This is a genomic window from Tessaracoccus rhinocerotis, from assembly GCF_007197885.1.
GTDB classification, from domain to species: domain Bacteria; phylum Actinomycetota; class Actinomycetes; order Propionibacteriales; family Propionibacteriaceae; genus Arachnia; species Arachnia rhinocerotis.
In genome coordinates, this window is the sequence record NZ_VKKG01000007.1 from 93637 (window position 1) to 111561 (window position 17925).

The 17925-nt window shown below is 69.5% G+C and carries 13 protein-coding genes and 1 tRNA gene; 7 read left to right on the forward strand and 7 right to left on the reverse strand.

Annotation, left to right across the window (positions count from 1 at the left end; translation table 11 throughout):
- Positions 1 to 30: 30 nt before the first annotated feature.
- From FOJ82_RS15320 to FOJ82_RS15335, 4 genes are all read left to right on the forward strand, one after another.
- Positions 31 to 456 carry a YciI family protein gene (locus FOJ82_RS15320; protein WP_143939364.1) on the forward strand — a complete coding sequence of 142 codons (426 nt, stop codon included), beginning with the start codon at positions 31 to 33 and terminating at the stop codon, positions 454 to 456.
- Positions 453 to 1769: an RNA polymerase sigma factor gene (locus tag FOJ82_RS15325; protein WP_143939365.1), complete on the forward strand. Its 1317-nt coding sequence runs from the start codon at positions 453 to 455 to the stop codon at positions 1767 to 1769. The genes FOJ82_RS15320 and FOJ82_RS15325 overlap by 4 nt, the downstream gene beginning before the upstream one ends.
- Positions 1770 to 1779: 10 nt before the next feature.
- On the forward strand, positions 1780 to 3057 hold the full coding sequence (locus tag FOJ82_RS15330; protein ID WP_143939366.1) for a thymidine phosphorylase: 1278 nt from the start codon (positions 1780 to 1782) through the stop codon (positions 3055 to 3057).
- A 76-nt stretch (positions 3058 to 3133) separates the two neighbouring features.
- Positions 3134 to 3772 carry a hypothetical protein gene (locus FOJ82_RS15335; protein ID WP_143939367.1) on the forward strand — a complete coding sequence of 213 codons (639 nt, stop codon included), beginning with the start codon at positions 3134 to 3136 and terminating at the stop codon, positions 3770 to 3772.
- Between the two features lie 62 nt (positions 3773 to 3834).
- Here the strand turns inward: FOJ82_RS15335 and FOJ82_RS15340 are convergent.
- Both FOJ82_RS15340 and FOJ82_RS15345 read right to left on the reverse strand, forming a co-directional pair.
- A tRNA-Pro gene (locus tag FOJ82_RS15340) sits at positions 3835 to 3911 on the reverse strand.
- 119 nt (positions 3912 to 4030) lie between these two features.
- A complete protein-coding gene (locus FOJ82_RS15345) occupies positions 4031 to 6661 on the reverse strand; it encodes a glycoside hydrolase family 5 protein (protein ID WP_143939368.1) in 2631 nt (876 codons plus the stop codon).
- A 151-nt stretch (positions 6662 to 6812) separates the two neighbouring features.
- Between FOJ82_RS15345 and FOJ82_RS15350 the strand changes: the two genes are divergently transcribed.
- Positions 6813 to 7241, forward strand: a complete 429-nt coding sequence (locus tag FOJ82_RS15350) for a pyrimidine dimer DNA glycosylase/endonuclease V (protein ID WP_143939369.1) — start codon at positions 6813 to 6815, stop codon at positions 7239 to 7241.
- On the opposite strand, the gene FOJ82_RS15355 is transcribed toward FOJ82_RS15350, so the two are convergent.
- The 5 genes from FOJ82_RS15355 to FOJ82_RS15375 form a co-directional block, all read right to left on the reverse strand.
- Complete coding sequence (locus FOJ82_RS15355; RefSeq protein ID WP_143939370.1) at positions 7238 to 8380, reverse strand: SGNH/GDSL hydrolase family protein; 1143 nt, start codon at positions 8378 to 8380, stop codon at positions 7238 to 7240. The two genes, FOJ82_RS15350 and FOJ82_RS15355, sit on opposite strands and share 4 nt — an antisense overlap.
- Complete coding sequence (locus FOJ82_RS15360; protein WP_221933197.1) at positions 8364 to 9254, reverse strand: carbohydrate ABC transporter permease; 891 nt, start codon at positions 9252 to 9254, stop codon at positions 8364 to 8366. Before FOJ82_RS15360 ends, FOJ82_RS15355 begins: the two co-directional genes overlap by 17 nt.
- Positions 9251 to 10198: a carbohydrate ABC transporter permease gene (locus FOJ82_RS15365; protein ID WP_143939371.1), complete on the reverse strand. Its 948-nt coding sequence runs from the start codon at positions 10196 to 10198 to the stop codon at positions 9251 to 9253. Before FOJ82_RS15365 ends, FOJ82_RS15360 begins: the two co-directional genes overlap by 4 nt.
- The gene (locus FOJ82_RS15370) at positions 10195 to 11508 is read right to left on the reverse strand and encodes an ABC transporter substrate-binding protein (RefSeq protein ID WP_185975845.1); all 1314 of its coding nucleotides are present in this window, start codon (positions 11506 to 11508) and stop codon (positions 10195 to 10197) included. Before FOJ82_RS15370 ends, FOJ82_RS15365 begins: the two co-directional genes overlap by 4 nt.
- Positions 11509 to 11638: 130 nt before the next feature.
- Complete coding sequence (locus FOJ82_RS15375) at positions 11639 to 12700, reverse strand: LacI family DNA-binding transcriptional regulator (protein ID WP_143939373.1); 1062 nt, start codon at positions 12698 to 12700, stop codon at positions 11639 to 11641.
- A 172-nt stretch (positions 12701 to 12872) separates the two neighbouring features.
- On the opposite strand from FOJ82_RS15375, the gene FOJ82_RS15380 reads away from it, so the two are divergent.
- Together FOJ82_RS15380 and FOJ82_RS15385 are read left to right on the forward strand one after the other, a co-directional pair.
- Entirely contained in the window at positions 12873 to 15461 is a 2589-nt protein-coding gene (locus FOJ82_RS15380) for a glycoside hydrolase family 2 protein (RefSeq protein ID WP_246099918.1), read from the forward strand.
- Entirely contained in the window at positions 15458 to 17905 is a 2448-nt protein-coding gene (locus FOJ82_RS15385) for a hypothetical protein (protein ID WP_143939375.1), read from the forward strand. The genes FOJ82_RS15380 and FOJ82_RS15385 overlap by 4 nt, the downstream gene beginning before the upstream one ends.
- The last annotated feature ends 20 nt before the right edge of the window (positions 17906 to 17925 follow it).

Here is a 17925-nt window from a genome sequence, read left to right on the forward strand (position 1 = left end):
CGAGACACGACCCACGAGAAGGAGTCAGAAATGTCCAAGTTCATGCTCATCATGCGGGCCACCGACGAGGCCGTGGCCGCCTACAAGCAGGTCCCGTTCGAGGAGGTCATCGAGCGGATGGGTCGCTACAACGAGGCCCTGATGAAGGCCGGCGTCATGGTCGGCGGTGACGGTCTCGCCGAGGAGCCCGGTCTGGTGGTGGACTTCTCGCAGGAGCAGCCGCTGGTGACCGAGGGCCCGTACGGCGAGACCAAGGAGTTGTTCTCCGGCTTCTGGGTGCTGGAGGTGCCCACCATCGAGGAGGCCGCCGAATGGGGCAAGCGCTGCCCGCTGGGCCCCGGCGCCAAGCTCGAGATCCGCCGCATCACCGACGAGACCGACTTCCCGGCCGGCAACGAGTGGATCGAGAAGGAAGAGGGCTGGCGCCAGGAGCAGGCGGACCGCGCCGCCCGATGACTCCGGGCAGCGACACCGACGAGGTGGCCGCGCGCGGGGCGGAGGAGTCCGCCCGGCGCGCGGTCGCGGCGGTCTGGCGCATCGAGGCGGCACGGATCACGGCCACGCTCACCCGCGTCGTCGGCGACTTCGCCCTGGCGGAGGACCTGGCCCAGGACGCCCTCGGCGAGGCCCTCGCCACGTGGCCCACGAAGGGTGTGCCCCGCAACCCGGCCGCCTGGCTGACTGCCGTGGCGAAGCGGCGGGCCATCGACCAGTGGCGCCGCGACGTGCGCCACCGTGACCGGCTCTCCGAGCTCGCCTTCGGCATCGACCAGGGCTCGCCCACCGACGCGCCCTGGGACCCGGACACCATCGACGACGACGTGCTGCGGCTCGTGTTCATCGCGTGCCACCCCGTGCTCGGTGCGGAGGCCCAGGTGGCGTTGACGCTGCGCGTGGTGGCGGGCCTCACCACCGAGGAGATCGCGGCCGCCTTCCTCGCCCCGGTGGCCACCGTCCAGCAGCGCATCGTGCGGGCCAAGAAGCGCATCGCCGACGCCGGGGTCGCCTTCGAGACCCCGCCCCGCGAAGAGCTCCCGGAGCGGATGCGCGGGGTCCTCGCCACCATCTACCTGCTGTTCACCGAGGGGCACTCGGCGAGCCACGGCAGCACGTGGATGCGCACCGACCTGGCCGCCGAGGCCGTCCGCCTCGGCCGCGTCCTGGTGGCCCTGGCGCCGGACCATGCTGAGGCCCACGCGCTGCTGGCGCTCATGGAACTGACCGCGGCACGGTTCCCCGCCCGCACCGACGCTGGTGGCGAGCCGGTGCTGCTTGAGGACCAGGACCGCCGACGCTGGGACCGAGACGCCATCCGGCGGGGCCGCGCCGCCCTCGCCCGCGCCGTCGAACTCGGTGGGGGACTGGGCAACTACGGGCTGCAGGCGGCGATCGCGGAGTGCCACGCCGTAGCGGCCAGCGTCGCCACCACCGACTGGGCCAGGATCACGGCCCTCTACGACGGCCTCGTGGAGCTGACCGGCTCGCCCGTGGTGGAGTTGAACCGGGTGGTGGCGCTGGCCCACGGCGAGGGGCCCGGGGCGGGTCTGGAGGCGCTCGACGCGCTGCTGGGCCGGGGCGCGCTGGCGGGTCACCACCTGCCGCACGCCGTGCGCGGGGAGCTGCTGACACGGCTCGGCCACAGCGACGAGGCGCGCGCCGAGTTCGAGCTGGCCGCCGCGGGCACCAACAACGACGACGAGCGCCGCGTGCTGGCGCGCAAGCTCGCGGCGCTGCCTCCCCGCCAGCGGGGACCCGGTACCAAGAACTAGGATCACAGGCATGAACATGGACGTCATTGATGTGATCCACGCCAAGCGCGACGGGGCTGCCCTCACCGGGGAGCAGATCGACTGGGTGATCGACGCCTACACCAAGGGCGTCGTCGCCGACGAGCAGATGGCGGCGCTCGCGATGGCGATCTTCCTCAACGGCATGAACCGCGAGGAGGTGGCGCGCTGGACGATGGCCATGGTCAACTCCGGGGATCGCCTGGACTTCTCATCCCTCGGCCGCCCCGTGGTGCACAAGCACTCCTCCGGTGGCGTGGGGGACAAGATCTCCCTGCCGCTGGCGCCCGTGCTGGGCGTCTACGACGTCGTCGTGCCCAAGCTGTCGGGCCGCGGGCTGGGCCACACCGGCGGAACGCTGGACAAGCTCGACTCCATCCCCGGCTGGCGCGGCGACCTCAGCAACGAGGAACTGTTCGCCCAGCTCGACGAGATCGGCGTGGCCATCGCCGCCGCCGGTTCGGGACTGGCCCCTGCGGACAAGAAGCTCTACGCGCTGCGCGACACCACCGGCACCGTCGCCGCGGTCCCGCTGATCGCGAGCTCGATCATGAGCAAGAAGATCGCGGAGGGCCCTGGCGCGCTGGTGCTGGACGTGAAGGTCGGCAACGGCGCGTTCATGACGTCGGTCGAGGCCGCCGCCGAGCTCGGCCGCGTGATGGTGGACCTCGGCACCGACGCGGGCATCAACACCGTGGCCCTCCTGACCAACATGGACACCCCGCTGGGACTCACCGCGGGCAACGCGCTCGAGGTCCGGGAGGCCCTCGAGGTGCTCGCTGGAGGGGGACCCTCGGACGTCGTGGAGCTCACCGTGACGATCGCGCGTGAACTGCTGGGCGCGGTCGGCAAGGGCGACGTGGACCCGGCGGAGGCGTTGGCCGACGGGCGCGCCATGGACCTGTGGCGCAAGATGATCACGATGCAGGGCGGCGACGTCGACGCACCCCTGGCCATCGCCGCGCACACCGAGGTGATCCGGGCCGAGCGGGACGGTTGGATCGACCGGCTCGAGGCGTTGCCGGTGGGCGTGGCCGCCTGGCGGCTGGGAGCCGGACGTGCCCGCAAGGAGGACAAGATCGACCCGGGTGCCGGCGTCGAGATGCACGCCAAGCCGGGTGACCGCGTGAGCGCCGGCCAGCCCCTGTTCACCCTTCACACCGACCGGCCCGACAGGTTCCAGCACGCCGCCGATGCGCTCGCCGGCGCGGTCGGGTACGCCGAGTCGGAGCCGGAGGCGACGCCGCTGGTGCTCGGACGCGTCGACTGACCCCGCCGACGGGTGTCCCGTGCGCAACAGTGTTGCGCTGGCGCGCGGGCTTGGGTGGAAGTGAAAGACTCTGGGCATGAGAATCAAGCGGACTGTTCCGGCCCTGGCGCTCGGCCTACTGCTGGTGGCCGGCTGCGGCCAGGCCACCGACTCTGACACCGCCCCGCCCACGCCGACGGGGGGCGAGGCCACCGTGGCACCCACCCTGGCGAGCCCTGAGGAGCAGGCCAGCCAGCCGCAGGAGTCCCCGTCGGCCGCCGAGTCCACCCCGGAGGGCACCGAGCCGCCCGCGCCGGCGGGTGAGTCGCCGTCGGCTCCGGTCACGGAGGATCCCAGCACGATGGATCCGGTCGAGGGCGAGTGGACGCCCCTCGATGTGGAGGTGAAGTCCGCCGACGACCTCGACGCCATCGCCGACCTCCCCGAGGACTTCCGCGCATTCGTGGCCTCCGTGGCCGGTGTCACCGACTCCTACGGCTGCACGATCGAACTCACGATCACCGGCTTCCACCCTGCGGGGTTCGCCTCGGGTGCCGAGTTCGCGCCCGGCTGCGGTGGCTCGATGGCGGTCTGGAGCAAGGCGGGTGGATCGTGGGCGACGGTGCTGGAGATGCAGGCCGTGCTGGACTGCGCCGAGTTCGAGAACAACTTCGTTCCCAAGGGCAGCCCGGACCTGACGTGCCTGGATGCCTCCGGCGAGGTGGTGGCCTGGTAGGCCCTGGGACGTGAAAAACCGGCCCCGGCGAGCGTTTCCGCTTGCCGGGGCCGGTTTCTGCTTGGTCGGGGTGACAGGATTTGAACCTGCGGCCTCGTCGTCCCGAACGACGCGCGCTACCAAGCTGCGCCACACCCCGATTGGCCCCTTGGGCCATCGAACATGTTAGCGGATCAGCTGCCACCGCGCGAAATGGAGCCCCCGTCGGCTACGGGTGGTCACCCATCACCCCGTAGCCGGACTGCGGGTCTGGACGGGTCAGGACTCGATGCGGAAGATCGCGCTGCGCCACTTGTCGAGCTGCACCCGAAGGCCCCCCGAGAGCAACTGCGCCGAGGTGCCCGAGAAGACCTGGTCGCCGTTCTCGGCAACGAGGCGGAAGCTGCCCTCTCGGCTGATGCGCGGGTGCACCTTGTCGCGGCCCGGGTTCTGCATCGAGCGACGGTAGACCACGAGGTGCTCCGGTCCGACGACCAACTGGTGGTCGGGCGAGGTGCGGCGGTCAACCGGGACTCCCGCGCCGGCCAGGAAGTCGGCGAGCTGGCCCTTGTTGAGCTGTTCGAGGTCATCCACCCAGAGGATCGGGAGCCCGAAGCTGTCCGAGGCAAGCACCGCGCGGACCCGCTCGTCGAGGTTGCGGCGGTCAGCGACGACGGCGTCGTAGTCGAACTCCGCGGTGAGGCCGTCGACCTGCTCCAGCCCGGTCGGCACCATCGTCAGCAACCGGTCGATGATCTCGTCGTCGGTCAGCAGGTGGAACGGGCCGAGGTTCAGGTCGAGCGCCAGCTTGACGAAGGGCACCACCGAGAAGTTGTGGCCGTTGGCGATCGGGGCCGCCGCCGGGTTCTGCACCAGGGCAACCGTGGCTGCGGACCAGTCCACCGGGCCTGCCGCGTAGACGGGGGAGTAGCGCCGGAAGTGCCGGTCGAAGGACTCGCGGAAGGGTACGAAGTCGTTCGCGTTGTGCCACAGCGCCCAATGCATCTTCCCGACCGCGCCCGCAGCGTAGTACTGCACGAGTGCCGCCTCGATCATCAGGTCACCCGCGGTGGCCTGGTCCATGTCCGGCAGGAAGGAGTCCCAGCCGTAGCTGCCGCCCTCGCCGTTGTAGACCGGAACCGGCGACGTCGAGTAGGGGGCGAACAGCGATGCGATCGCGTGGGAGAAGACATCGTCGATGTCACGGGCCAGCCACGGAGAGTGGCGGTCCTGGGCGTCGGGGCGCAGTTCGAGCGGTGCGTTGGGCATGTAGTGGTGCGGGGCGTTGCCGTCCACGAGGTTGGGCAGCTGCCAGGTGGCCACAGAGGTGGACACGTCATGGCCGTATGCGCCGACCATCGCGAACACCAGGCGGTCGGGGTCCGCCTGCTTGATGGTGAGCGCGCACTTCTCGGTGATCCGCCTCCAGTTCGACTGCACGGACATGAACGCGTCGTGCGGCTCGTTGTGGGGGATCTCGATGCCCATCACGCTGGGATTGCCCTTGTAGTGCGTCGCCATCCAGCGGTGCGAGTCGAGGAGCGTCGCGAGGTGCTCGGGGTCGGAGAGGTCGAGGGCCCCGCGCTCGGTGGGCGACGGTGCCAGGTAGCTGAATGCGGTCCCTGGCTTTCCGGTGCCGGCGTCGTGGTTGTTGCCGCCGGACCAGTAGTCGTACGGGTCGACGGGGAAGCGGTGCCAGTCCAGCACGAGGCGGATGCCGTGCTTGCCGGCCTGCGTGACGAAATGGTCCAGCATCGCCAGCCACGCGGAGTTCATCCCCCGGGTGGTGAGCTCGCCGGCCCAGGCCTCGTCGTCGGGGAAGACCCCACGGGCGGGCTGCACCATGCCCAGGTTGATCGGGACGCGGACCGCTCGAAGCCCCCAGTGGGCCATCAGCGCGATGTCCGCGTCGAGGCCGCTCCAGTCAGCGGTGCGGGGGAACCGGAGCATCATGAGGTCGTAGTTGAAGCCCGTGAAGCCGAAGCGCTTGTCGCCCTCCAGCAGCTTGCCGCCCTCCACGCGCAGCGGCAGGAGTTCCTGTGGAGCGCGCACCTCGACGGGGAACTCGTGCGTGGCACCGAGGTGGTCGACTGTGATCGACGTCGCGCCCGGGGCCACGGGTGTCAGGTAACCGAACTCGTTGATCCGGAGCACCGACTCGTCGCCCGAGGACAGGGTTGAGTGTTGTGTGACGTCCTTGAGGGCGCCGTCAGAGTACCGGGCCCGGACCACCAGCGGGACGAGGTCGGGCTCGCCGACCAGCACGAGCGGTAGGCCGGTCGTCTCGAGTCCGGATGGGACGACGGGGTCGACGGTGTGCTCGACCCTGACGTCGTCGAACCACGCGATCGCGGAACCTGCACCCAGGACCATGTGGTCCTTCCACACCTGCAGCTCCAGACGGATGACGTCCTGCATCCCGGCGATGTTGTTCCAGTGGGTCACCTCCACGCTCTGCCATCCGGGAGCGCCGGGAGTGACGTTGACCTGTGCGTTGCGCTGGCCCTGGGTGGCGCTGACCAGCCGGACCTGGACGCGCGAGACGCCCTCGGTGCGGACCTTGAACGTGACCTTGGTCACCGCCAGGCGGTCCAGCGTCTTGCGGAGCGCGACGTATCGGCCGGCGGCGGAGAAGTCGCCCATGAGGCGGCCCGACTGGGTCCCCTCGGCCGCACGCGTGGCGTCCCGGGTGAACTCACCGACGGCGGCGCCGTACTCGTTGCCGAGGTGGACGGACCACGGCTCGTGCTTGGACTCGAAGTGCCCGACGACGTCCACCCAGGTCATCGGCGTCGCCGCAGCCTCGCTCGGGAACATCCCGCCCGCGAGGACGGAGGTGGCCACCGACGTCGCCACCACGGCACCCGTGCCCATCAGAAGGCTGCGCCTTGTGATCGGTTGTGTTTCCACTGTGAAACTCCCTCTGTAATGCGCTGCCTCATTGCTAAAGCGCTTTAGTGCAACCTTAGGCAGAGGATCCGATCATCGTCAACGGGTCAGCGCGGCGAATTTCGAACGTTTCATCACACACCTCCGGACCGGCACTGGCATGCTGGCTGCCATGCGCCTGTGGAGTCTTCATCCAGCCCTCCTGGACAGGGCCGCGCTCGTCGCCTGCTGGCGCGAAGGGCTCCTGGCGCAGGCGGTCCTCGCCGGGCGCACGCGCGGTTACCGGAACCATCCCCAGCTGGAGCGCTTCCGGGCGAGCCCCGACCCCTTGGTGGCCGTGGCGACGTACCTGTCAGGCGTGGCCGAGGAGGCCGATGCCCGCGGCTATCGCTTCGACCGCACCCGGCTCGACGCGGATCCCGACGCAATCCTCCGGCTAGCCGTCACCCGCGGACAACTGGAGCTCGAGCTGGAGCACCTCAGGGCGAAGGTGCTCGCCCGAGATCCGCAGTGGCTGGTGCGGCTGGGATCCGCCGACCCGCACCCGGTTTTCGACGTTGTACCCGGTCCGCCGGAGAGTTGGGAGCGCCACCGTCCCTAGGCGCGCAGGAGTGCGGGATCAACGCGCTCGGCGGCGACGCGGTGCCCGGTCTGGTTCGGGTGGAGTCCGTCGCGGGTGAATCCGGGCCGCCACAGGGACGGCGATGCCGGCGCGCCGAGGGCTGCTGCGACGTCGATGACCCCTGCCAGGGGTGACGGGACGGAGCGCAGCCAGTCGTTGACCTGTGCGCGTACCCGTGCGCCGGCCGTCGGGGTCTGGCCGGCCAGGGTGCGCCAGCCGTCGCCCGAGGTGGTGACCGGTGGGATGGTGCAGGCCAGGACTCTGCTGCCCAGGGCAGCCAGGTCGCGCCAGTGCTCGATCAGCAGGTCCTGCATCTCGACCAGCCCCGGACCGCCCTGCTGGAGGTCGTTCGTGCCGAGCGCGGCGATGGCCACGCGGGGCCGCGCCCACTGCAACAACACCCGGCGACGGCGACGTGACGGTCCCGACAGCGCGCCGCGCGCGGTCGCGCCACTGACCGCCAGGTTCAGCGTGGGGAACTCCGGCTGGAGGGCTCGCTGGACCCAGCCCAGGTGGTACGCGGAGCCGCGCACGTCTCCGAATCCGACGGCGTTCGAGTCACCGGTGACGAGAACCGTCGGCGCGGTCCCTGCGGCAGAGCCGATGTCGCCGAGCACCTGCCACGGGCCGTAGCCGTGGGCTGTGCCCGGGCGCACGACGGCACTGGCTCCGGGGGCCACGCCCTCGCCGTCGTCGGCGTTCGTCTGCGATCCCAGGGGGACTGTGCCGCCCGGGTCGGGTTCCACGGTGGTGTCGGTGAGGAACGCAAGGCCCGCCCTGCCCGAGATGTCCACGGGATCCGAGATCCCGGCCTCCCCGGGCTCCAGCCTCAAGTGCCTGGAGCCCGAGAACACAACGTCGTGCTCGGCGTCGGTGACGACCTTGGCGGAGACCGTGATCGGGTCGGGCCCGGGGACGTCGCGGCCATCGACGTTGGACCAGTTCGCGTAGACGAGGCGGATGCCGGATGCGCCACGCTGGAGGACGTGGCGCATCCGGGTGATGAGCGAACCGGCGTCGCTCACGTTGTCGGGTGGGGAGACCCGCACCGGCAGGTGGACGTTGGTCGCGACGGGGGCAAGGCGGCCGACGCCCACCGCCTCAGCCCTTGAGGCCACCGGCGAAGCCCTGGATGACGTGCTTCTGCAGGAAGAAGTACACGACGAGCACCGGCAGGGCGGCGATCATCATGCCTGCGAAGATCAGTCCCCACTCACTGGCGAACTCGCCCTGGAACGAGAACACAGCGACAGGCAGCGTCCGGTTGGGCGTGCCGGCCAGATAGAGCAGCGGGGTGAGGAAGTCGTTCCAGGTGTTGATGGTGTTGATGATGATCACGGTGCCGGTGACTGGCCGCAGGAGAGGGAAGACGACGTGGAAGAACGCCTTCCACCAGCCTGCGCCGTCGATCTTGGCGGCCTCCTCGAACGTGGGGGACTGCGTCTTGAGGAACCCCGTGTAGAGGAACACCGTCATGGGCATCAGGCTGCCCACGTAGTAGATGATCAACGATGCGTGGGTCTGCAGCAGGCCGGCGTCCCGCATCAGCATGTACAGCGGAACCATGCCGAGCTGGCCGGGGATCATCATCCCCAACAGGAATGCCATCAGCTTGACCGTGCTGGTGCGACGATTGCCGCGCACGATGGCGTAGGCGGCCATGGCGCCGATCAGCACGGCGATCGTGATGCTCACGGCCGTGACCAGCAGGCTGTTGAGCATCGCCCGGCCGAGGTCAGCGGAGACCCAGGCGGTCTCGTAGTTGCCGAGGTACAGCGACTGGGGTGGGGCCACCGTGGAGGCAGCGATCTCGCCGCCCGTCTTGAAGGACATCGAGACCATGATGTAGAGCGGGAACAGGTACGCGATCGTGATGGGGATCATCGCGACCTCGAGGACGGGACGACCGAAGCCGTGCCGCACCCGGCGGCGGCGACCTGCTGACCTTGTGGCGGTCCCCTGCGCAGGCCTGCTTGCAGTGGTGGCGCTCACGCTTCGACCTCCCCTCTGCGGGTGATGGACATCTGGACGAAGACGATGAACGCGACGATCATCGTGAGGACCAGCGCGATCGCTGAGCCGTAGCCGTACTCGCCGTAGACGAAGGCCTCGCGGTACATGATCAGGGAGAGAGTCTGGGTGGACACGCCCGGACCACCGCCGGTCATGATGAACACCTGGTCGAAGAGCTTCAGGGACGAGGTCATCGTCAGGGCGGTGGCGATGGTGATCGCCTGCCCCAGCAGCGGCCAGGTGATCGAGAAGAATTTCCGGAGCGGACTCGCGCCGTCGATCGACGCGGCCTCGTAGAGCTCGTCCGGGATGCCCTGTAGGCCCGCCAGGAAGATCACCATGGACATTCCGACGTGGTGCCAGATCACGCTGGCGATCACGGACCACAGTGCCACGGACGAGCTGCCCAGCCAGCTCTGGACGACGGTGCCGAGGCCCAGTGCCTCGAGTGCGGTGTCCAGCGGTCCGTCGGGCGTGTAGATGTACTGCCAGAGCAGGCCGACGATGACCGGCGGCATCATCATCGGGGCGAAGAAGAGGGTGCGAAGGACGTTGCGGGCGCGGATGGCGGAGTTGAGGGCCAGCGCCAGCAGCAGGCCGAGGCCTGACTGCACCACCGTGAGGGAGACCGCGATCAGCAAGGTGTTGCGCAGGGAGGCGACGGCCGCCTGGTCCGCCAACAGCTTCCGGAAGTTCTCCAACCCCGTGAACGTCACCTCGTTTCCGCCGCGCCAGTCCGTGAAGGCGTACAGACCGCCGGCGATCGATGGGTAGACCACCACGATGGTGTAGAGGACGAGTGCAGGAACGAGGAACCACTGGGGGACCAGCCTGCGACGACTGTGACGTCCCTTCGGGCGGCTCGCCCCGGAGGGGGCCAGCGGGCTGGCCGCGGGCCCCCTCGTGGCGAGTGCGGTACTCACTGCATGGCCTCCTGGTAGGCCGCGTCCATTGCTGCCAGGAGGTCGTCAATCGACTTGGAGCCCTCGACCACCTGCTGGCCGACCTCCATGAGCGCCCCGGCGACCTGACCGCCCGGCCAGCCGTGGTTCGAGAACGGCGCGACCTGGCCACTGGACAGGAACGGCTGCATCGTCCGGTTCACGTCGTTGTCGATTGGCTCGGCATTCGTGAGTGCCGGGATCGCGCCGACCTCGGCCGCCCACTGGGAGGCCCTCTCCGGGGTGGAGATGTACTCGAGGAAGGCAAGGGCGGCATCGCCGTTCTTGGCGTCGGCATTGACGACGAGGTAGTCAGGCGTGAACGGCACGATGGTCTCCGAGGCATCATCGGTCGCCGGGATCGCGAACGACCCCATGCGATCTTCGCCGCCGGTCATCAGGCCTGCCAGGACGGGGGAGGCCGCCGACGGCATCACGACGATGGCGGCATCGCCGCTGGCGACGGACTGCATGGCCGGGTCACCGGGCATTCCAAGTGGGTCCGGGGTGGTGTAGCCGTCCTCGACCAGCCCGACGAAGAGTTCGAACGTCTTGCGCCAGCCCTCGGACTCCACGAAGGAGGTCTCTCCGGCGTCGAGCTTCTCGTAGAAGTCCGGTTCCAGTCCGTCGACGAGCGTCCCCGCCAGCGCGAAGGGCAGGAACTGCATGATGTAGTTGTCTGCCAGACCGAGTGCGATCGGGACCTTCCCGGCCGCCTTCAGCTCGTCCATGATCTCGATGAACTCCGACCAGGTCGTCGGGGGCTCGACGCCGACCTCCTCGAACACGTCCTTGTTGTAGAACGCCAGCATCGCCTGGCCGTACGTGGGGAACGCGTAGGTCTCACCGTCGACCGACTGCAGGCGGGAGAACGACTCGGGGACGTACTGGGCCCACGGCTGGTCGGACAGGTCGCGCAGGGCACCCTCGTTGGCGAGGTTGAGCACCGACGAGGGTGCGGCGAAGCCGGGGGCGGAACGGAACAGGTCGGGCGCGGTGCCAGAGGTGACCTGAATGCGGATCTGCTCACCGAGGGCGCCGGCCTCGGCGTACGTCCCCTGGACCTCGACGCCGGTCTCCGCCGTGAAGTCGTCGATGAACAGCTTGGGCCCCAGGTCGCTGCTGGTGGCCAGCGTGAGGGTGCCGCTGAGTTCTGCGGTGGTTTCCTGCGAACCGGTGCTGGGATCGGTTTCGGGTTCTTGCGCGCCGGTGGTGGAGCAACCGGCCATCAGTGCGACGGCCAGCCCGGCGCTGGCCAGGGCTGCGGTGCGGCGGCGGAGTGATGCGAGCATCATGGGTCCTCTCGATTTCTCGACATTGAGTGTTGGAACGGGTGGTTTCCCGAGACCTGGCCGGTCCTCGAAGTACACAACTAAAGGGCTTTAGTTGTCAAGCCGATGAACGGTGGTCGTGACCTGATCGTTATGATCCGCCGAGGATGGCCCGGCTCGGGGCGGGGCCGGTGCTCTGGCGGACCACCAGCTCCGTCCTCGTGCCGGCGATGCTGCGTCGCTCACCCGTCGCGATGACGTGCAGGAGTTCACTGGCGGCCAGCCTGCCGTAGCGAGTGAGGTCCCGGCTCAGCACCGTGAGGGCCGGCGTGAGGAGGGTCGCACTCGTGCCGTCGTCCCACGCAAGCACCGAGACGTCGCCCGGCACCGTGATCCCGGCACCCGCCAGCGCTCCGGTGAGGTGGACCGCGAACTCGAGGTCTTCGACGATGACCGCGGTCAGGGGGTTGGATCCACCGGCCAGGGAGCGGATCTTGTCCGCGGTGTCCGCACCCTCGTAGAGCGTCTCGGCGTGCATCTGCACATGCGCGGCCTCTGCCGCGGCCATGAACGCCCGCTCGCGGATGGCGAAGTGCAGCATTTTGGGATCGCCGCTGACGCGTGCCACGTGTCGGTGGCCGAGGTCTGCAAGGTGTTGCACCGCGAGTCGGGCCGCTTCCTCGTCGTCGGTCCAGGCGCAGCTGAGCGACGACAGGCCGCGCGTGTCCCCGACGACGACTGCGGGAAGGTCAAGGCGCTCCAGTTCCGCCAGGCGCGGGTCATCGGCATGGGCGTTGATGACGAGCACGCCGTCAACCCTGCGCTCGCCCAGCCACTGCTCGTAGAGTTCCGCCTCCTCCTCGAGGCTCTCGACGGTGTGCAGGATGAGGAGCACGCCGTGCTCGGCGATCTCCGACTGGACCCCGGCCAGGAAGTGGCCGCCGAAGTTGGCGGACCACAGTGGTTTCCCCGGCTGCCGGATCGTGACGACGCCGATGACGCCCGCACGCGAGGTCGACAGGGCCTGTGCCGCGTAGTTGGGGCGCCAGTTGGCCGCTCGGACGACGTCGAGAATCCGCTCCCTGGTCTCGGGGGAGACGCCGGGGCGGCCGTTGAGGGCGAAGGAGACCGCGGAAGGCGAGACCTTGGCGCGGGCAGCGATCTCGGCGATGGTGAGTCGGCGGGGTGGCTGGTCGCCGGCAGGTCTCGACATGGGCCAAACAGTACCTGTCCGCGCGCGTCGGAGGGGGAACGGCCGGGTCGGACACGGTCAGGAACTAAAGCGCTTTACAAGACGGTGGTTCCGGGCTACTGTGATGCCCGTGGCGGTTCGCCTGAGCCCTGGCCGGCCCATCGAACCCACGAAAGACAACGGAGTTATCCAAGTGAACACCACACCCCGCGGTGTCCCTGCGCCCCCCGCAGTTCGCCTCGACCTCGGCGGCCGCTGGAGCTGCCGGGCAGTCGCTGGTCCGGTACCCGATGAGCTGGCACGAGCCCTCGCCGACGGCTTCCCCGGGACTGTCCCGGGCGTCGTCCACCTGGACCTCCTGGCTGCGGGCCTGATAGACGATCCCTACGACGGCCGCAACGAACACGACCTGACCTGGATCGGACGCACCGACTGGGAGTACAGTCGCGAGTTCGAGTGGCACGACGACGAGCACTCCACGCTCGAGTTGGTGGCCGAGGGACTGGACACCATTGCCTGCGTTCGCCTCAACGGAGTGGAAGCAGGAAGGTCGGCCAACCACCACCGTTCGTACCGCTTCGACGTCGCCGACCTCCTGCGGCGGGGCACGAACGAGATCCGCATCCTCTTCACAGGTGCCCTGGAGCACGCCGAGGCGCGCGAGGCGGTACTGGGTGCGCGCCCGCACTCCAACGACCACCCCTTCAACTGCATCCGCAAGCCCGCCTACTCGTTCGGCTGGGACTGGGGCCCGGAGATCGTCACCGCCGGCATCTGGCGGCCGATCAGCCTCGAGGCCCGCGCGACGGCCCGCCTCACCGGCGTTCGGCCGCTCACCAGCTGGAGCCAGGCCTCCGGCGCGGCACTCGATCTCCGCCTCGACGTCGTCGGTCAGGGCGCCGGGCACACTGTCCGCGTCGACGTCGCGGGCCTGGCCTCGGCCTCGGCCCCTGTGGGACCGGGCACCCGCATGGAACTCGAGGTGCCCGGTGCCGAGCCGTGGTGGCCACGCAGTCACGGCGCCCAGCCGCGCTACGAGACCACTGTCTCGCTCCTCGACGCCACCGGACAGTTGGTGGACACCTGGACCGGCCGCATCGGGTTCCGCAGCGTTTCGGTGGACACCACGCCCGACGAGACCGGGACCCGATTCCAGGTCGCAGTCAACGGCGCACCGGTGCACGTCCGCGGCGCGAACTGGATCCCGGCCGACACCTATCTCCCCAGGGTGGATCGGGCGTCGCTGCTGCGTGCCCTCACCGACGCCGCCGAGGCGAACATGAACCTCGTCAGGGTCTGGGGTGGCGGCATCTACGAGACCGACGAGTTCTACGACGTGTGCGACGAGCTCGGCCTGCTCGTCTGGCAGGACTTCACGCTGGCCTGCGCCGCCTACTCGGAGGCGCCGGAACTGTGGGACGAAATCGAGGCGGAGGCGCGCGAGGCCATCACACGCCTCTCGGCCCACCCCTCGCTGGCCATCTGGAACGGCGGCAACGAGAACATCTGGGGCTGGGCGGACTGGGGATGGCGTGCGGCCCTCGAGGGCGCGACCTGGGGCGAGGGCTACTACACGCGGCTGTTCCCGGGGCTGGTGGACGAACTCGCACCGGGCACCCCCTACCTGGAGGGCAGCCCGTTCTCCTTCGACCGATACCTGCACCCGAACAGCGACCTTGACGGCTCGATGCACATCTGGGACGTCTGGAACACCCACGACTACACCACCTACCGCGACTACCGCCCACGGTTCGTCTCGGAGTTCGGATTCCAGGGACCCCCCGCCATGACGACGCTCGAATCCGTCGTCCGGGACGAGCCCCGCTCACCGTACGGACCGCAGATGCTCTCGCACCAGAAGGCCACCGACGGCAACCTCAAGCTCGAACGGGGCCTGGGGGATCACCTGCCCGTGCAGGAGGACTACGTGGACTGGCACTGGGCAACCCAGCTCAACCAGGCGCGCGCCATCCGGTTCGGGATCGAGCACTTCCGCTCCCTGAGTCCCTTCAACACCGGCTCGGTGGTGTGGCAGCTGAACGACTGCTGGCCGGTGATCTCCTGGTCCGCCGTCGACGGTCTCGGCCTGCGCAAGCCGTTGTGGTTCGCCCTGCGCGCGGCGTTCGCCGACCGGCTCGCCACCCTCCAACCCCGCGACGGTGATCCCGCGCTCGTGCTGCACAACGAGACCCACCTGCAGTGGCACAGCACGGCCACGCTGCGGCGCATGACGCTGCAGGGTCAGGAACTCGCCACCGCAGTCCTCGACGTCGAAGTGCGGGCGCGTGGCGCCGTGACGCTGGCGCTTCCCGAAGCGTTGGTGCACCCGGAGGACCCGACGCGGGAGTTCGTCGTCGCGGAGCTCGGGACGGGCGAGCGGGCGCTGTGGTACTTCGTGGAGGACACGGCCCTGGCCCTGGGCGGTGACGACGCGTTCGAAGCCACCGCGGAGGCCCGCGACGACGGCTACCTGGTGACGGTCAGGGCCCGCGAGTTGGTCAAGGACCTCACCCTGCTCGCCGACCAGGCGCACCGCGACGCAAGCGTGGACGAGGCTCTCGTGACGCTGCTGCCCGGCGAGACCGTCGAACTGCGGGTCCGATGCGCCGAGCAGATCACGGCCGAGGCGCTCGTCGCGCGTCCCGTACTGCGAACCGCCAACGACCTGGTGGCACGGGACCGCAGCGCGTCGCTCGGGACCGTCGGCACCTGGATCGGGCGCTCGCCGGTGGGTGTCGAACCGGCCCGGCAGGAGATGCTGACCGGGAGACTGGAGTCATGACCCGATCCCTGCGCCGTGCCAACCTCGAGACGTCGCTCAAACCCTTCGAGTCGTTCACGGACGCGGCGGTCGCGGCCACCGTGGGCCGTGTCTTCGACCAGTGGAGGACACTGCTGGAGGCAGCCGAGGAGTGCTCACTGCTCCTGTGGGCGTCCGACGGCAGCGAGATCCTGGACTGGTCCGGGGACCTCGACCAGGAGTTCGAGTGGGCCCGCTTCATCGGGTTCAACAACGTCGAGCACGGGCCCTACGGCGAGGAGAAGGAGCCTGAGCGCGTCGCTCTCCCGTACCGCCGAGACGCACCGCGGGTGACGTATCGGGACCTCGCGAAGGTGGTCGCGGCGTTCCGGGCCGAGGGGACCGCGCGCGGCATCCCCACCCAAGTCGGAGCCACCTTCGACCCCGGACCGGAGTTCGCACCCTCCAGCTTCAAGTTCGAACGCCATCCCGAGGTGGTGGCCCGGGGCGAGGACGTGGGCATCGGCCCGATCATCGCGATGGTGCGGCACTTCTCGGAGCTACGGGCCGACGATCGACGGTACGCCGGCTTCCCCGACGGCATCCCGGACGGCACCAGTTTCGGTGAGTTCCTCGGTCGCCAGTCGCGGGACTTCCTGGACCGACTCGGATTCGACTACCTGTGGCTCTCGAACGGGTTCGGGTTCAGTTCGTATGCATGGTCGGAGCTGGGGGAGTCCTTCGACGGCGTCAGGTTCCGTGCCGAGCGCAGCGGGGAGTTGCGTCGGCGCGCACTCGACTTCTGGCGAGACCTCTCCGCGCACCTCGACCACCCCGTCCAGGTGCGCGGCACCAACCACACGGCTGGGATCGACATCGGCGCCGACTCGGTACCGGCGCTCGAGATCTACGAGGGCGGCCACATCTCGTCGCCGCCCCCGAACTCGCCATGGGGTCCTCTGAACGAGGACTTCGGGATCGAGCTGTCTGGCTTCATGTCGCGGATCGCGCTGCTGCCTGCCGGTTGCGACGGCTACCGGATGCGCTTCTACGCCAACGACCCGTGGTTCTGGCAGCAGCCCTGGTGGGACTTCTACCACCGCGAACCGTTCGACATCCACCTGCCCTTCGCCGTCTCGCGTGTCCGGGCCGACGGCACGGTGCAGCCGCCGACGGAGGTCAACATCCTGGCGATCGACACCGCGCACGGCGTGCTCGACGAGCGCTGCGCCCGCGAGGTGGGCACGCACATCATGGTCTCCCTCGAGTCAATGCCGGACGCCGCCGGGCCACTGGTGTGGGTCTACCCTTTCCGCGAGTACCACGAGGCCATGGCGAGTGACCCGGCAAGCATCGGCACGCCACACTTCGAGGATTGGTTCCTGACGTCGGCGATCAACGCCGGCCTCCCCCTGAACACCGTCGTCCCCACCGACGATGCTGCCGCAGCCGTGGCCTCCGGCGCCCTCGACGGGCGGGTGCTCGTCGTTCCGGCAGGCGGGATCGGGGCTGCCCTCGCGGGCGTCCTCGCCGATCATGCGAACCGCGGCGGCACGGTCCTGGTCTACGGGTCGATGACCCATGCGGATGACTGCTGCCGCGAACTGGTGGGACTCGGTGTGGCGGAAGTCGGTCTGGACGGCGACCTGCAGTTCCGGACCGAACTGGCCGGCGACGTCGTCCCAGGCGCAGAGATGCCGCTGGTGCTCAGGCACACCGCACACCTTTCCGGCGGATCGGTCACGGAGGTGCTGCCGGCCGCGGGCGACGGGGTCCGGCCACTGGCAACCGTCTCGCGCGGCGGCGTCGAACGCGTCTTCGCCGCCAGCAGGGCGGTCGGGGACGGCCGGGTGCTCTGGGTGCGCGGGTCCGCGCCGTTCGAGTACTCGGAGCCGGACGGGCGGGGAGTGCGCACCCACGTCCCGCACGATCGTTCAGTGCTCGCCGACGCCGGGGCGCTCGCCCGCGACCTGATCGCCGAGGCGGGCCTGCGGGTGTCACACGAACTGCGCACGGCGGCCTCCGGCCGCGCCGTGCAGGCGATCCACCGGCACGACGGCGCGTTCTGGTTCAGTGGCTACCTGCCCGACACCACCACCCGCATCCGGCTGCGACTGCCCCAGGGGGCGCCGCTGCTGCAGCACACCGAGTGCTGGCTGGGGGCCGACGGCGCCACGGTCCACCAACTGCCCAAGTCCTTCCACCTGGAGTGTCGGGTGCTGGTCGAGCAGGCCACCCCCGGGATGCTCCGTTGCCGCGAGGTGGCGCCCTTCCCCGCCCACATGACCCGCGGCACGAGGGTGAGTGGTCTGGTCGATGCGACAGTGCGTCTGCTGCTGCCGGCCGAGCTCGGCGATGTGCGCATCGACGTGGACGGTGTGCCCCGTCCCGAGTCTTTCGAGGGGGCACCTGGGGACCAGCGTCCGCGAGAAGTCGTCGTTCCAGGCGTCACGGGCACGCTCACAGTCATGTGGCAGGAACACTGACGCACCGGCGCGAGCGCTCA

What these genes read in the sequence shown, in the direction of transcription:
- FOJ82_RS15320 (WP_143939364.1), top strand. Translation starts at nt 31, where the DNA reads ATGTCCAAGTTCATGCTCATCATGCGGGCCACCGACGAGGCCGTGGCC.
- FOJ82_RS15325 (WP_143939365.1), top strand. Translation starts at nt 453, where the DNA reads ATGACTCCGGGCAGCGACACCGACGAGGTGGCCGCGCGCGGGGCGGAG.
- FOJ82_RS15330 (WP_143939366.1), top strand. Translation starts at nt 1,780, where the DNA reads ATGAACATGGACGTCATTGATGTGATCCACGCCAAGCGCGACGGGGCT.
- FOJ82_RS15335 (WP_143939367.1), top strand. Translation starts at nt 3,134, where the DNA reads ATGAGAATCAAGCGGACTGTTCCGGCCCTGGCGCTCGGCCTACTGCTG.
- FOJ82_RS15350 (WP_143939369.1), top strand. Translation starts at nt 6,813, where the DNA reads ATGCGCCTGTGGAGTCTTCATCCAGCCCTCCTGGACAGGGCCGCGCTC.
- FOJ82_RS15370 (WP_185975845.1), bottom strand. Translation starts at nt 11,508, where the DNA reads ATGCTCGCATCACTCCGCCGCCGCACCGCAGCCCTGGCCAGCGCCGGG.
- FOJ82_RS15375 (WP_143939373.1), bottom strand. Translation starts at nt 12,700, where the DNA reads ATGTCGAGACCTGCCGGCGACCAGCCACCCCGCCGACTCACCATCGCC.
- FOJ82_RS15385 (WP_143939375.1), top strand. Translation starts at nt 15,458, where the DNA reads ATGACCCGATCCCTGCGCCGTGCCAACCTCGAGACGTCGCTCAAACCC.